At 69.2% G+C, this 14,960-nt stretch carries 11 protein-coding genes; 5 read left to right on the plus strand and 6 right to left on the minus strand.

The window, feature by feature from the left end; genetic code table 11:
* The 4 genes from DWQ67_RS14075 to DWQ67_RS08705 all read right to left on the minus strand — a co-directional run.
* Positions 1-287 (minus strand): hypothetical protein (locus DWQ67_RS14075; RefSeq protein WP_233556009.1); only part of this gene is annotated, 287 nt, incomplete at its 3' end.
* A 193-nt stretch (positions 288-480) separates the two neighbouring features.
* Entirely contained in the window at positions 481-1,008 is a 528-nt protein-coding gene (locus tag DWQ67_RS13625) for a hypothetical protein (protein WP_147433653.1), read from the minus strand.
* A 211-nt stretch (positions 1,009-1,219) separates the two neighbouring features.
* Entirely contained in the window at positions 1,220-1,411 is a 192-nt protein-coding gene (locus DWQ67_RS08700) for a hypothetical protein (protein ID WP_121485227.1), read from the minus strand.
* Positions 1,412-1,542: 131 nt separating this feature from the next.
* Positions 1,543-2,655: a sigma-54-dependent transcriptional regulator family protein gene (locus DWQ67_RS08705; protein ID WP_121485228.1), complete on the minus strand. Its 1,113-nt coding sequence runs from the start codon at positions 2,653-2,655 to the stop codon at positions 1,543-1,545.
* Between the two features lie 390 nt (positions 2,656-3,045).
* Between DWQ67_RS08705 and DWQ67_RS08710 the strand changes: the two genes are divergently transcribed.
* From DWQ67_RS08710 to DWQ67_RS08730, 5 genes are read left to right on the plus strand one after another with little or no spacing between them, the layout of a single operon-like run.
* Positions 3,046-4,731: an ABC transporter substrate-binding protein gene (locus tag DWQ67_RS08710; protein WP_121485229.1), complete on the plus strand. Its 1,686-nt coding sequence runs from the start codon at positions 3,046-3,048 to the stop codon at positions 4,729-4,731.
* A gap of 6 nt (positions 4,732-4,737) precedes the next feature.
* Positions 4,738-5,733: an ABC transporter permease gene (locus DWQ67_RS08715; RefSeq protein WP_233556010.1), complete on the plus strand. Its 996-nt coding sequence runs from the start codon at positions 4,738-4,740 to the stop codon at positions 5,731-5,733.
* Positions 5,730-6,638, plus strand: coding sequence for an ABC transporter permease (locus tag DWQ67_RS08720; RefSeq protein WP_325049622.1), 909 nt, complete (start codon positions 5,730-5,732; stop codon positions 6,636-6,638). The genes DWQ67_RS08715 and DWQ67_RS08720 overlap by 4 nt, the downstream gene beginning before the upstream one ends.
* The gene (locus DWQ67_RS08725) at positions 6,635-8,191 is read left to right on the plus strand and encodes an ABC transporter ATP-binding protein (protein ID WP_121485230.1); all 1,557 of its coding nucleotides are present in this window, start codon (positions 6,635-6,637) and stop codon (positions 8,189-8,191) included. Before DWQ67_RS08720 ends, DWQ67_RS08725 begins: the two co-directional genes overlap by 4 nt.
* 51 nt (positions 8,192-8,242) lie before the next feature.
* Positions 8,243-11,053, plus strand: a complete 2,811-nt coding sequence (locus DWQ67_RS08730) for an ATP-dependent RNA helicase (RefSeq protein WP_199712667.1) — start codon at positions 8,243-8,245, stop codon at positions 11,051-11,053.
* 92 nt (positions 11,054-11,145) lie between these two features.
* Here DWQ67_RS08730 and DWQ67_RS08735 read toward each other — a convergent pair whose 3' ends face one another.
* Together DWQ67_RS08735 and DWQ67_RS08740 are read right to left on the minus strand one after the other, a co-directional pair.
* Positions 11,146-14,256, minus strand: coding sequence for a YhgE/Pip domain-containing protein (locus DWQ67_RS08735; RefSeq protein WP_121485231.1), 3,111 nt, complete (start codon positions 14,254-14,256; stop codon positions 11,146-11,148).
* On the minus strand, positions 14,257-14,907 hold the full coding sequence (locus DWQ67_RS08740; RefSeq protein WP_121485232.1) for a TetR/AcrR family transcriptional regulator: 651 nt from the start codon (positions 14,905-14,907) through the stop codon (positions 14,257-14,259).
* Positions 14,908-14,960 lie beyond the last annotated feature (53 nt).

A 14,960-nucleotide genomic window follows, 5' to 3' on the forward strand; every position in this document is an offset into this window, starting at 1 on the left:
GCCAACTGAATAGACCTCCAATAGGTTTTTGATGCGAAGGGTTGCTTGCTTTTGCAGGTATATTCCCAGAAAAGTTCCGTTTCTGTTTCGAAACCAGCATCAGAAATGACTTTACGCGCTTGAGTTACTTTGTCATGCTCTTCCTGGACGGTGGAGTTATCGCTTGACGATCCACAGGCAGTCAAAGTGCTGGCCAGAAGGGCTACCGTTAGTTTGCTGGCAATCTTTGTTCTAGATATATGCACCTCATCGCTCCTAGTCAGGGTTGTTATCCAATATTTCAGCACCTCATCCTTGTACTCCTCAGGCCGAAGGGTCAGGGGCTCGTCGGGCTTCTCGACGTTAAGCGGGCTTGTGGGGCGCTTGGGAGCGATAGGCCCGCTTCGCACGCGACCTCCGCGGGCCTCACCGTCGGCGCCGGGCTGCGTGCTGTGATGGTGACTACCGATAATTCTGAGCTTCTCTGCCTGGATGCGGGCTTCAGTACGCCTCAGGATGCTCCGGATCCTTTTCCAGTTCCCGATCCGCCGGCTGATCCTTGCAGGTGGTCGTAGTAAGCACTTCAGTTCTATTGGGATTTTTCCTGAAAATGTTGACCGACACGGTAGCGTCATTTAGCGTGTAGTTCACGGAATAAAATGTTTCCGGGTCATAATCCTTACCTCCTGAACTAACCCCGCTGGTCCAGGCGCCGCTTAGAGCCGTCCACCCCTGGCTTGCGTAGGCCTCAGAGATCCCATCAGCGGTCTTTTTTCCCCCGTCTGCCAACTGAATAGACCTCCAATAGGTTTTTGATGCGAAGGGTTGCTTGCTTTTGCAGGTATATTCCCAGAAAAGTTCCGTTTCTGTTTCGAAACCAGCATCGGAAATGACTTTACGCGCTTGAGTTACTTTGTCATGCTCTTCCTGGACGGTGGAGTTATCGCTTGACGATCCACAGGCAGTCAAAGTGCTGGCCAGAAGGGCTACCGTTAGTTTGCTGGCAATCTTTGTTCTAGATATATGCACCTCATCGCTCCTAGTCAGCGTTGTTATCCAATGTTTCCGCACCTCATCCTTATATTCCTCAGGCCGAAGAGTCAGGGGCTCGTCGGGCTTGCCGACGTTAAGCGAGCTTGAGGGGTGCTTGTGAGCGATAGGCCCGCTTCGCACGCGAACTCGGGATTATCCTTCAAGTCGGAACTGCCTACCGAGCCCATAGAGCACGTGGATGAGTACCTCATTCAGCCCCCCACTTATCGCCCATCTGGGTTGCCGCGACGCGGGGCTTATCCGCCACGTCCGCGTCCCAAGAGGACTTCACCTGGGCCGCATCCGGGTGTGTTCCCCATGTGGGCTCGGCAGCTCCATCACCGGCCACACGTTGCAGGTCCAACTGCAGACCCACGGTGTCGATGCTGTACTTCGCCACGTTGCCCCCCTCGTCTAGAGCTTCGCCCCAACGAAGCCTGTCGTGGATCACCGTACCCGTTTTTATAATGATGTGAGACTAAAGCGCAATCATCGGTGAAACAGTCGTGACTATGCGTTGAGAGGCCCGGCCTAGGCGAGCGAGGGGCCGAGCCCAGACAGGCCATCGAGGTGAGCCAAAGCGGCGGCCTGTCGCGGCGAGCCATCCGGCAGCACCTGCGCGGCAATTTCCCATGCCTGTGCGTCCCCATCCGCCTCCGGCAGGCGCAGGTAGGCCTGCAAGAGATCGGGGTTCCCGGCGCCGAGCACGGCCCCGCGTAGAGCGGCGGAAAGTTCCTCGCGCCGGGCCACCACCGCAGGTGCCTCGGAGCCGGGCAGCAATTCGCCCCCGTATTCGTTCAGCGCGGGCTGCAGAGCGCCGCGGTGCAAATGCGCGGCGACCCGAGCGCCGTCGTCCTCTACGCCCGTCAGTCGGTAGGGCCGCGAACTCAGCCCAACGCCCGCCTCGAACGCGCCCGCCGCCTCCAGCGCCTTGCGCAGGCGGCTCATCTCCGCGCGCAACGTCACTGTGGTGATGGGCTGCGGGTACACCCGCGCCATCAGCTCGGTGCCGGCTAGCCCGCCGGGCGCCTCCGCCAGCGTCGCCAGCAGCTCCGCGTGGCGCCGGTTCAACGGGCTGGTGCCGTGGGGCGTATCGAGGGCGGGGGCATCCGGCCCGGTCAGGCGCAGCAAGGCGTGCGCGGAGGAGGAACCCACGGGCGAGCCGCTCGCGACCCCTCCGGACGTGGTCGCCAAATGCGCCTCAACGGTAGAGGCCGTGCCCCGCAGCGCGGCGAGGACAAAAGCATCCAGGGCAGCGGGGGAGCCGGTCACCGCAAGCGCCCCGGGCATGGTGCCGGAGCGGGGATCACGCACGGGCGCGGCCGCCCAAGGATGCGGGGAGGCGTCAGGGGAGTCCACGCGCTGTGGTGTGCGGGTGGCCAGTGCACGCCCCAACCCGGTGAGCGCGCCGTTGACCAACGCCCACTCGGTCCCTGCGAGCAAGCCCCAGGCCTCGGCGGTGGCCAGTGCGTCGTCCTCGCCCTCCAGCCACAGCACACGCCCAGAGGAATCCGCCACGACCACCAACAGCTCCGCCTCGCGCGCGGCCTGGCCAAGGAGGGCGCGCACCAACGGAACCAAAGCGGCCAAGGGGCTCGCGGCACGAGCAGCAGCAAGCTGCGCCTGATCCCACGGCTCGGTCACGGGTGGTGCTCCTCGATAGGTGGGCGTGCGGGCGCATGGTTAAAAAGGTTGCGCCTAGATGAGTTTGACGCCGGGTCTCTGGGTGGGCAAGTTGAGGTACCCGGCAGACGCGCGGCAGGCGCCCGGCCCGCACCGGGCCTGCGCCGCACCGCGCCGCACCGCGCCGCACCGCGCCCCTGGGGGGCGCAGACGTTGCCCCAACGTTGCACAAAGGTTGCATGCGCGCCCGCCCGGCCACGCGGCGTCGGGCATCTGTAACGTGCCCAGCACCCCCAACTATGACGCCGCGCGCAACCCCTGCCGCCCCCGCCCCCGGGGACTGCGAGCAGAATGGAGACGCCCGCGCCGCCCGCGCGGGCGCATCACTTGCACAAAGGACCCGGCCCTCAGATGTTGAACTCCTCCCGCACCTCCACGCGCCAGCGCGCCCTACTCTCTGCGGTGGCCCTCGCCGCGATTGCCCCGCTGGCGCTCAGCTCCTGCTCCGCGGGAGGCGGCGACAACGGCGCCTCTGGCGGCGCAGCGGAGCAGAACACGCGCACCACGCTGACCTACGCCACCGGCGACGCCGAGCCGGAATGCCTTGACCCGCATGTGGGCGGCAACTACCCGCAGGCGCTGATTGGCTCGCAATTCCTGGAGAACCTGGTCAGCCGCGACAAGGACGGCAAGATCATCCCGTGGCTCGCCAGCTCCTGGAGCGTGGCCAAGGACGGGAAGAGTTGGGAGATCACGCTGAAGGACGGCGTGAAGTTCACCGACGGCACGGCGCTGAACTGGGAGGCCGTGAAGGCCAACGTGGAGCACCTGCAAAACCCCAAGACGGGCTCCTCCACCGGATACCTGGCGTTCGCCAAGATCAAGAGCGTGGAGAAGGTCTCTGAGAACGTGGCGAAGGTGAACATGAGCGCCCCGGACTCCGCGCTGCTGGAGTCCTTCTCGCAGCCGTGGAACGCCATCCAGTCTCCCACCGCGCTCAAGCGCAGCCAGGAAGAGAACTGCGCAGCGCCGGTGGGCACCGGCCCGTTTATGGTGAAGTCCTGGACCAAGCAGGACCGCGTGGTGCTGACCCGCAACGAGAATTACACCTCCGCCCCGGCGGACGCGCAGAAGCAGTCCGGCCCCGCCACCCTGACGCAGATTGACTGGCGCTTCATTCCGGACTCGGCCACGCGCTACGCGGCCCTGCAGTCCGGCGAGGTGGACGTGTTGGACAACGCGCAGCCGGACAACATCAAGGCGGCCTCCGCGGCCAGCGGCATCGAGGAACTGGACGCCCCGCGCCCCGGCGCCTCCAACCGCCTTGAGCTCAACTCCGGCCAAGCACCGTTCAACGACCAAAAAGTGCGAGAGGCGTTCATCCGCTCCGTGGACGTGGACGCCGCCGTGAACTCGCTCTTCATGGGCACCACCAAGCGCTCCACCTCCGCGCTCTCCTCCGTGGAACCCGCGCACCAGGACCAGGCAGACTCCTACCCCTTTGATCTGGAGGCCGCCAACAAACTCCTCGACGAGGCCGGCTGGGTCAAGGGCAAGGACGGCATCCGGGAGAAGGACGGGAAGAAGCTCACGGTGCGCTTCCCCGTGAGCACCAACCAGTCCATCCCGGCGGAGCAGTCCCTCTTTGAGCAGCTCCAGGCCGGCGCCAAGCAGGCCGGCTTTGACGTGAAGATCTCCCTCCTTGACCTGCCCAGCTGGTATGAGGCGCTGGGCAAGAACGAGTACGAACTGGTCTCCGCCCCGTACACCAAGGTGGGCCCGGACGTGCTGCGCATCCTCTTCCACTCCAGCGGCATCAAGCCGGCACCCTCCGGCTACTTCGCCAACCACGCCCAGATCAACGACCCGGCCCTGGACAAGCTCCTTGACCAGGCCAGCGCCACGGTGGATGACGAGGCCAAGCGCACCGAGCTGTACAAGCAGGCCCAGCAGATCATTGCGCAGAAGCAGGTGATCCTGCCGCTCTATGACCAGCAGAATCACTACCTGTTGCGCTCCGGCGTGAAGGGCCTGCGCGCCCTGCCGACCGTCAGCACGCCCTCCTTCCTTGACGTGCAGGCGCTTCCGGCCAAGTAGGGCCACATGAGCACGGGCCACGGCGCAAACGCAGTCATGACCAAGCCCGGCTCCGGCCGGGCGGCCACCCACCGCAAGAGCTGGTGGGTGGCCGTTGCCGTGCGCTTGATGGGCGCCGTCATTGCCCTGTGGCTGGTGGCGACGCTGGCGTTTGTGGTGCTGCAGGCCCTGCCGGGGGGCCCGGCGGAGGCGGCCCTCGGCGGGCCAGGAAGCCAGGCCAGCGCTGAGGCCCTGCAGGCCGCGCGGGAGCAATACGGGCTGGACCGGCCCGTGCTGGTGCAATACGGCCACTTCCTTGGCCAGCTGATGCAGGGGGACCTGGGGACCTCCTACTCGCAGAAGAAACCCGTCGCTGACGTGATGGGCCCGCTGCTGGCCCCCACGCTGACGTTGGCGGTGTGGGCGCTACTGGCGGCGTGGGTCCTGGCCTTGATGACCGCGATGGTCGCCACCGGGTCCTCTCGCGTGGCGGCCAGGCTGGCCTCTGCCCTGGAACTGGTGGCCTCCGTCCTGCCCGGCTTCTGGCTCGCGGCCGTGCTCATCATCGTCTTTGCGACGCAGCTGGGGTGGTTCCCGCCCGTCTCCACCGGCACGGCCCGCGGCCTGGTGCTCCCCGTCCTGGCGCTGGCCATCCCCCTGGCCGGTTATCTGTCCCAAACCATGAGGGAGGGCATGCTCAACGCCCTGGCCTCGCCCTACGCGCTCGCCGCGCGGACCCGCGGAGAAAGCCCTTGGGGGCTGCGGGTCCGGCACGCGCTGCGCCACGGGCTGGTCCCAGGAATCAACCTCTCCGGTTGGGCCTTTGGTTATCTCATCTCCGGTGCCGTGGTGATCGAGACCGTCTTTGCCCGCCCCGGCCTGGGCCGCGCGCTCCTCACCGCCGTCACCGGACGCGATGTGCCACTGGTCCTGGGCGTCACCCTGGCCTCCGCGCTGGGCTACGTCCTCGTCACCATCGCGGCGGACGCGTTGGTGCGGCTGGTGGATAGGAGGGCCGCGTGAGTCAGAACCCCACGTTCGACGCCGCTGGGCCGGGTCCCCTGCCGCACGGCCGGGTCGCAGGGGGCAACGGCGGCGCAGGGCACGGGATATCCCGGATACTGCGCCGTATCGCTACCGCCGCGCTGGCGCTCTGCGCCGCGTTGATCCTGCTGGCAGCCTTGTGGCCGCAGCTGCTGGCGCCCGCGGACCCGCTCGCGATCAATCCCAGCTCCGCCTTCCGGACGCCGGGCGGCGAGCACCTTTTTGGCACGGACGAGTCCGGGCGAGACCTGTATACGCGGGTGGTGCACGGGGCACGCTCCTCCGTGCTGATTGGCGTGGCGTCCACGCTGATCGGCGTGGGTCTTGGCGCGGTCCTTGGCCTCATCACCGGGCTGGGCGGCCGCCTCCTAGACGCCGCCGGTTCCCGGCTGGTGGACGCGATGCTCGCGTTCCCCACCCTGTTGCTTGCGCTGTTGCTCATCGCTGTGCGTGGCCCGGGGATCGCCACCGTGATCGTGGCCGTTGGCCTCTCCAGCGCGCCCGGCTATGCCCGGTTACTGCGCTCCGAGGTGCGCCGCGCCTCCCGCTCCGGGCACGTGGAGGCCGCGCGCATGCTGGGCAAGAGCCCCGCCCGGATCGTCGCCGTGCACATCCTGCCCGGCGCCGTGGGCCCGCTGCTCGCGGTCGCGACGCTGGGCGTGGGCCAGGCCATTGTCTGGGCGTCAGCGCTGGGATATCTGGGCTTGGGCGCCCCGCCGCCCGCCCCGGAATGGGGCGCCATGCTCAACGCCGGCCGCACCTACATTGGCTCCGGCTGGTGGATGACGGTCTTCCCGGGGCTGGCGATCGTGGCGGTCGGCATCGTGGTGACGCTGCTGGGCCGCCGGCTCTCCGCGCGCTGGGCCGGAAGGGGCGCCGCATGAGGGCTGATCCTGTGGTGGACGTGCGCGGCCTCACCGTCCGCTTTGGCGCCACCGAGGTGGTGCGCGGGGTGGACCTGCAGCTGTTCCCCGGGCGCTGCCTTGCCCTGGTGGGCGAGTCCGGCTCCGGCAAATCCGTCACGGCGCGCGCCCTGGTGGGGCTCACGGGCGGCACCGTCACGGCGGACAGGCTGATGATCGCAGGGGTCGACGCCGCTGGGTTGGGTGAGCGAGCCTGGCGCCGCCTGCGTGGGCGCCAGGTCGGCACGGTGTTGCAGGACGCGCTGGGCTCGCTTGACCCCCTGCGTCCGGTGGGGCGTGAGGTGTCCGACGCCGCTCGGCTGGCCGGGGTGCCGTTGGACCTCCCGGCGCTGCTCTGCGCCGTGGGCCTTGACCCAGAGGCCGCCGCGCGCCGCCCCGACGAGCTCTCCGGTGGCATGCGCCAGCGCGCGCTGGTCGCCGCGGCACTGGCCGCCGACCCCGCCGTGGTGATCGCGGACGAGCCCACCACGGCGCTGGACACCACCCGCCAGGCCGTGGTGCTTGACCTGCTGCGCGCCCGCGTCGATGCAGGCGGGACGTTGCTCTTCATCACCCACGACCTGGCCGCGGCGCGCCGGGTCGCTGACGACGTGCTGGTCCTTGATCAGGGGCGCGTGGTGGAGAGCGGCCCCATTGACCGGGTCCTGGACGCCCCGGAATCCGAACAGGCCAGGCGCCTGGTGGCGTCCGTGCCGTGGGAGCGCCCCCGAGGGGAGCGGCTGCTGGCCGGGGCCGAACCGACGACCGCGCCACCACCGCCCGCCCCGGAGGACGCCGCCCCGGTGCTCAGTGCGCGGGGCCTGGTGGTGCGCCACCGCGGCGCGCCCGCGCCGACCGTCAGCGGCGTGGACCTGGACCTCTGGGCAGGGCGCACGCTGGGGCTCGTTGGCGAGTCGGGCTCCGGAAAGTCGACGCTGCTGCGGGCCGTGGCCGCGCTCATCCCCTTGCAGGCCGGGGAGGTCATGCTGGGCGGTGCGCCGTGGTCGGCGCTCTCTGAGCGCGCCCGCCGTCCGCAGCGCCGGCGGATGGCCATGATGGTGCAGGACCCGCTTGGCTCCTTTGAACCCCGCTGGAACGTGCGCCGCCTGCTGGAGGACGCGCTGGGGCGCAGGGACCCCGCGCGCATCAAGGAACTGCTGGACGCCGTGCACCTGCTGCCCGCGGTGGCCCACGCCCACCCTCGCACGCTCTCCGGCGGGCAACGCCAACGGGTCGCGATCGCCCGCGCGCTCGCCGTGGAACCGGCCATCCTGCTGTGCGATGAGCCCGTCTCCGCGCTGGACGCCTCCGTCCAGGCCAAGGTGCTTGACCTGCTGGATGAGCTGCAACAGGAGCGCGGGCTGGCGATCCTGCTGGTCTCCCACGACCTGGGCGTGATCCGCCATGCCAGCGATGAATTGGCGGTCCTGGACGCCGGAGTGATCGTGGAGCGCGGCGCCACGGAGTCCGTGCTCTCCCAGCCGCAGCATCCCTTCACCCGCGAACTCATCGAGGCGGCCCCGCGGCTGCGCTGAGTGGGCGGGCCGGGTGGGTTGGCTGACTGGGTGGCTGAGTGGGCGGGCACAATGGAGCACGTGTCCAATCCGTCCGCCGCGCCCCGCCCCTTTGATATCGCCGCGATCGGCGCGGGGCTCGTCTTTGCCGAGGCGTTGCCCGCGCTCCGTGCGGCGCTCGGTGCGCCACCCGTTGTTGCGTCCGGAACCTCGCACGGAACTGCGCCCGGAGCCGCGCCCGGAACCTCGCCCGGAACCTCGCCCGGAACCTCGCCCGCCGCACCGGAGGGCGCGCCGGCCGTTGTGGTGCAGGCGCCTCCCGGAACCGGCAAGACCACCCTGGTCCCGCCGCTGCTGGCCAACCAGCAGGCGCCGGGCCTGCGCACCCTCGTCACGCAGCCGCGCCGGGTGGCGGTGCGTAGCGCGGCCCGCCGCCTGGCGCAGCTGGACGGCTCGCGTCTGGGGGAGCGGGTGGGGTATTCGGTGCGCGGCGAGCACCACGCCGGCCCGCAGACCCAGGTGGAGTTCCTGACCCCGGGTCTGTTGTTGCGCCGCCTGCTCGCCGATCCGGAGCTGACGGGGGTGGGCGCGGTGGTTGTGGATGAGGTCCACGAACGCCAGCTGGATACCGACCTGTTGATCGGGCTGCTCATGGAGGTCCGCGAACTGCGAGAGGACCTGAGCCTTGTCGCGATGTCCGCCACCCTGGACGCCCCGCGCTTTGCCGCGTTGCTTGGAACCGGCAGCGGCTCCGACGCGCGCCCCGCGCCGCTGGTGGATAGCCCCTCCGCGTTGCACCCGCTGCAGGTGATCTGGGCCCCTGGATCAGGCCCCAGGCAGGACGACAGGGGCGTCCGGCGCGAGTTTCTGCATCATGTCGCGGCGACAGCGGCCCTGCACCACGGGCGAGCGGTCGCGGCGAACCCCAGCACCGACGCACTGGTTTTTCTTCCCGGCGCGCGTGAGGTGAACGCCGTGGTCTCGGAGCTGCGCTCCCTGGCGCCGGGCACCGAGATCCTTCCCCTGCACGGGCAGATTCCCGCGCAGGAACAGGACCGTGCCGTCTCAGGGCGCCAAGCGGGAGAGCCCGCGCGCATCATCGTGTCCACCGCGCTGGCGGAGTCCTCGCTGACGGTTCCGGGCGTGCGCCTGGTGATCGACGCCGGGTTGTCACGGGAGCCGCGAAAGGATGCCGCCAGGGGAATGCAAGGGTTGGTGACGGTCTCCGCCTCCCGCGCCGCGGCGCAACAGCGGGCCGGGCGCGCGGCGCGACTGGGCCCCGGAACCGTGGTGCGCTGTTACGACGAGCGAACCTTCGCCGCCGCCCCGGAGCACATTACGCCGGAGCTGCTGGCCGCGGACCTGACCCAGGCCGCGCTGACGCTGGCCGCTTGGGGCACCCCCCGCGGGGAGGGCCTGCGGTTGCCGGACGCGCCGCCGGCCGCCTCCCTGCGAGAGGCCGAGGCAACGCTGCGTTCCCTGCGCGCGGTGGATGACGCTGGCCGGATCACCAGCTTCGGTCAGCTCCTGGCCTCCCTCCCCGTGGAGCCGCGCTGGGGGCGTGCCCTGCTCAGCGGCGCGGCGTGGGTTGGCGCCCAGGCGGCCGCGGAGACGGTGGCCCTGGCCACCTCCGACGTGCGCGCGGACGGCGCGGATCTGGCGGCCGCGCTGCGGGATGTGCGCTCGGGACGCGCCCGCGGGGCGGAGGCTGTGCGACGCGAGACCCAGCGGTTGAAGCGCCTGGCGCGCGAACATGCCCGCGGAGGCATGGTTCCCGGGACGACCCGCACGGACGGCGGTTCCGGGCCCGCCAGCACGGATGGCGACTCCGTGCCCGCCAGCACGGACGGCGACCCCGTGCCCGTCAGCGCAGCCGACAGGCAGGCCACCGCGGGCACCCTCGGAGCGGTGGTGGCACTGGCCTGGCCTGAGCGGATTGCACGCCGTGTGGCGGATCAGAGCTACCTGCTGGCCTCCGGCACTCGCGCTGCCCTGCCGCCTGGTAGCGGTCTCTCCGGGCAGGAGTGGATCGCCATCGCGGACGTGGCCCGTGCCGCAGGGCGGGTGGCCGCGGGGACCGGTGCGGTGATCCGCTCCGCCGCCGCGCTCACCGAGGAGGAGGCGCGGCGAGCCGCCGGGCCGCTGATGGGCCAGAGGATCGTGGCCCGCTTCGAGGACGGACGGGTGCGTGCCCGCAACGTCTCGGGACTGGGCGCCATCGAGTTCTCCTCCACGCCCGTGAAACCTAGCGCGGCAGCGGGGCGGGTCGCGGTCGCTGCGGCCCTGCGCGCGGACGGGCTTGGCCTGCTGCACTTCGGCGAGAACGCCGGCGCGCTGCGGCGCCGGCTCGCGTTCCTGCACCGGGAGCTGGGCCAGCCCTGGCCGGACGTTTCCGAAGCCGCGCTGCTGGACCGGCTGGATGACTGGCTTGGCCCCGAGCTGGAGCGGCTGGCCGCCGGGACGCCAGCGCACAAGGTTGACCTGCTGGACCCGCTGCGCCGACTGCTGCCTTGGCCGGCCGCCGCGCGCCTGGAGGAGCTGGCGCCGCAACGGCTGAGCGTCCCCTCGGGAAACACGGCAGCCATCGAGTACCCGGAGCCGGGAAGCGACGGCCCTCCCGTGGTCTCCGTCAAGCTGCAGGAGTGCTTTGGCTGGGCCAGCACCCCCCGACTGGCCGACGGCCGCGCGCCCATCCTCTTCCACCTGCTCTCACCGGCGCGCCGGCCGCTGGCCGTCACCGAGGACCTGGCCAGCTTCTGGTCCGGGCCCTACCAGCAGGTCCGCTCGGAGATGCGCGGCCGCTACCCCAAGCACCCCTGGCCGGAGGACCCCTGGACGGCCACCTCCACGCACCTCACCAAAAACAGGCTCGCCGGGAGGTGAGCGCGCCGGTGCGGCGCGCTCACCCCCCGGCGTAGCGGAGAGCGGCGAAGGGTCTGCGGATCAGACCCAGATCGCGTCAGGCCCTGATCGCGTCAGGCCCCGTGCTCAGGGGAACCGTTGCGCGGGTCCCGCTCGGAGTCGGTGCGCACCACGGTGTCATCGTCCTCCGACGCGTCATCCTGCCCCGTTGCCTCCTGCGCTGCGGTCTCCTGCTCGACGCCGTGTGGCTCAGTCGCGTCCTCGGCGTGCGCCGGGTCGGTGCTCGCCTCGTCTGCCTCATCGACGTCGTCGGCCTCGTCTGGCTCTGACCCGCCAAAGTCCGCCACGGTCCAGGCGCCCACGGGCTCCCGGGCCTCGTCCTCTGCACCTTCGCCCGCTGCATCCCGGTCCTGTGCACCTTCGTCCGCTGCATCCTGGTCCTGTGCGTCCTGGTCCAGCGCATCCTCATCCTGCTCGGCAGGGTCGGAGTGCGCCCCGGCCGCATGCCCAGCGGACGCCTGCGCCGCAGTGGCGGAGGCAACCGCAGCGCCACCGGCCGCGTGGCGCGGACCGGACCCTGCGGCGTCGGGCATCTGGGCCGTGCTGGCGGCACCAGCACTGGTACCCACACCCGCACCGGCACCCACGCCCGCACCGACCAACTCGCGCTCAGAGCGCTGAGCCGGCTCGGCGTCGGCGCTGGCCGCGTTCTCCGACTCCAGCCCGCGCCCGCCGCCGGGCATACCCGGGGCCAGCGTGGCCCAGTCGCGCAGAACCTCGGACTTGCGGCTGATGATCGCGGCGATGGTCAGGAAGATCAGGCCACCCACCATCCAGCAGCCAAGCACGCCGTAGGCGGAGCTCAGGCCGATGGGATCGCCGCCGGCGACCAGCGAGCGGAAGGCCTCCACCGTGTAGGTCATGGGCAGGTAGGGGCGCACGGCCTTGAAGATTTCTGGCATGGTCTGCCAGGGGTAGGTGCCGCCGGCGGAGGCAATCTGCAACACCACGAGGATGAGCGAGAGGAAGCGGCCCGGGGCGCCCAGCAGCGAGACCAGGCCCTGGTTCACGGCCACGAAGGTCAGCGAGGCAAAGACCGCAAGGCCCCAGAGCCCCAGCGGATTCGCGACGTCCAGCTGCAACCCAAAGAGCACAATCGCGGAGACGATGCTCGCCTGCACCACCGCCATGATGGCGGAGGGAAGGTAGGCGCGCAGCGCCGTGATCGGGGCCGGAAGGTGGCGATCAAGCAGCTTGCGCGGCAGCGGTGCCATCAGCATGAAGAGCGCAATGCCGCCGATCCAGAGGGCCAAGGAGATGAAGTACGGGCTCAGGCCCGTGCCGTAGTTGGCCATCTTGTTCACCGAGGCGTCATCCATCGAGACGGGCTCGGAGTTGACCGTGGAGAGGTGCTCCTGGTCCTTCTTGGTGTAGTCCGGGATCTCCTTGACGCCGTCCGCCAGGCCGTCATCCAGCTTGGTGGCGCCGTCGTTGAGCTCCACCAGGCCATCCTTCAGGTCCCCGGCGCCCTTGTCAGCGTCGCTGGTGCCCTTGGCCAGGTCACCGGTGCCAGTGGAGAGCGTGGTGGCGCCCGTGGCCAGCTTCTTGGCGCCCTTGGCCAGTTCATTCCCACCGTCCGCGGCGGAGGCAATGGCCTTGCTGAGCGTGGGAACCGCGGCGTTGAGCTTCTTGGTTCCCGCCGCGAGCTGCGCGGAGCCGTCCTTCAGCGTGGGCGTGGCCTTGGCCAGCTTGTTGGTGCCGTCGGAGAGCTGCTTGGCGCCGTTCTTGAGCGTGGGCGTGGACTTGGAGAGCTTGGAGGTACCGGCGGCCACCTGCGTGGCGCCGTCGGAGAGCTGCTGCGTGGAGTCGGAGAACGTCTTGGCTGCGCCGCTGACCTTCTTGGCCTTGGCCTGCAGCTCGTCGATGCTCACCCCGTCCTTGCTGCCCACGATCCCGGCGGACTTCTGCGCCTTCTTGATGGCGGCGTCCGTCTTGGCGGCCCCATCTGAGACGTCGGAGAGGTCCTTCTTGACCGTGGCCGCGCGCTCCTCAAGGCCTGCCGCCTTGACCGCGGCCGCGACCTGCGGGTTGTCGAGGATCTTTTGCATGTTGTCGTTGGCGGCCTCCGCGCGCCCGGAGACGTCCACCTTGGTGGCAGAGGAAATGCCCGTGGTGTCCTCCACCAGGGTGCCGAGGGAGCCAAGGGTCTCCTGGACGGCGTCGCTGATCTCCGTGACGGAGGTGGAGATGCCCTGTGCGGTCTTGTTCAGCTTCTGGTTGCCTGCGGCCACCTTCTGCGCGCCGTCGTTGAGCTGCTTGGCGGAGCTGTCCAGGGTCTTGGTGCCGTCGTACAGCGTCTTGGCGCCGTCGCTGAGCTTGCCCGCGGAATCATCCAGGGTCTTGGTGCCTGCCGCGATCTTCTGCGCGCCGTCGTTGAGTGCCTTGGCCTGCGCGGGCAGGTCCTTGGTCTTGTCCTCCAGCTGGCCCAGCCCGCTGGCGAGCTTGTTGGCGCCGGTGGAGAGGGTGGTGGCGCCGGAGGCGAGCTTGACCGCGCCGCTGTCCACCTTCGCGGAGCCGTCCTTGAGCTTGTTCAGGCCAACCACGAGCTTGCCCGCGCCGCCGTCCGCCTTTTCCGTGCCGTCAGCCAGCTTCGCTGCGCCGTCGGAGGCATCAGAGATGGAGGAGTGAATGTCCGTGAAACCCACGTAGATGTTCTTGAGGTAGTTCTCCGAGACCTTGGTGCGCACCGAGCTCGTGACTTCCTTGCCCACCGTGCGCCCAATGGTGCCCATCAGGTAGTTGGACGCGTCGTTGGTGCGCACCTCCAACTGGCCTGCGTGCGCCTTCTGCGGGTTGTCGTCTCCCGCGGAGGCGGCGGCGGCGGAGAAGCCCTCGGGGATGGTCAGGACCGCGAGTGCGTCGCCCTTGGCGAGCGCCCGGTTGGCGTCCTCCTCTGAGGACTCCTGCCACTTGAGGTTGTTGTTGTCCTCGCTGTCCTCCAGCTCCTCCACGATGGAGGGGCCAAGGTCCACGCTCTCGCCGGTGGACGTCTTGGCGGCGCTGTCCAGGTTGACGACCAGCGCCGGCACCTGGTTCAGGTGGCCGGTGGGATCGCTGTTGGCAAAGATCAGCGCGCCGCAGTAGACGAGCGGGATGCAGGCCACGCCAACGAGCGAGATCATCAGTTTGAAATGGCTTTTCAGCCAGTCAGTGATGCGCGCCATTTAGGCCACCTTCTTGGGGTTTGTTACGGCTGTGGTGCTCGACGGCGTGGGGGCGCCTTGGGCGCCCTGCGGCACAGCGCTGTCGAGTTGGAAGGCGAGAAGGGACACGATCTGTGCGGTCATGGCCTCAACTGAATTCTCGCCAGTGAAGTCTGAGTCCAACCACCGGGCCACCAGGCCCACGGTGCCGTGGGCTAGGAACTCGGCGAGGTGGGGAGGGGTGTCCTCCAAGTCCAGGATGGCCCGGACCGGGGAGTGGCTCTCTAGGCGTTCGGCGAGCACCAGGGCAAGGGCCTGCAGCACTGCGAAGCCGCTGGAGCCGCGGGTGGCGTGAAAGAAGAACTCGGATTCTGCGCGCAGCTGCTCCAGGAGCTCAATGATGCTGGCGCGGCCCGCCTCGTAGTCGTCATCCACCGGCTGCAGGGTGGCCGTGAAGAGCGTGCGCAGGCGGGCCTCCGTGGCGGCGATGAAGAGCGAGGTCAGGTCGCCGAAGTGCTGATACAGCGTGGGGCGGGAGACCTGCGCTTCGCGGACCACGTCGGTAGCGGTGATGCTTGCCGCGTGGTGCTGGTGCAAAAGAACGGTCGCAGCGTTGAGGAGAGCCTCGCGGCTGCGGATCGCTCTGGGGTCCAAGATCTGAGTAACTGTCACGTGTAAGTAACTTACACGTGTTATTTAGATCTGCCAAGTCCGGGTGGTGTGAA

The sequence above is a fragment of the Galactobacter caseinivorans genome, assembly GCF_003640665.1.
In the GTDB taxonomy this organism is placed as follows: Bacteria; Actinomycetota; Actinomycetes; order Actinomycetales; family Micrococcaceae; genus Galactobacter; species Galactobacter caseinivorans.

What these genes read in the sequence shown, in the direction of transcription:
- DWQ67_RS08715 (WP_233556010.1), top strand. Translation starts at nt 4,738, where the DNA reads ATGAGCACGGGCCACGGCGCAAACGCAGTCATGACCAAGCCCGGCTCC.
- DWQ67_RS08710 (WP_121485229.1), top strand. Translation starts at nt 3,046, where the DNA reads ATGTTGAACTCCTCCCGCACCTCCACGCGCCAGCGCGCCCTACTCTCT.
- DWQ67_RS08730 (WP_199712667.1), top strand. Translation starts at nt 8,243, where the DNA reads ATGGAGCACGTGTCCAATCCGTCCGCCGCGCCCCGCCCCTTTGATATC.
- DWQ67_RS08725 (WP_121485230.1), top strand. Translation starts at nt 6,635, where the DNA reads ATGAGGGCTGATCCTGTGGTGGACGTGCGCGGCCTCACCGTCCGCTTT.
- DWQ67_RS08735 (WP_121485231.1), bottom strand. Translation starts at nt 14,256, where the DNA reads ATGGCGCGCATCACTGACTGGCTGAAAAGCCATTTCAAACTGATGATC.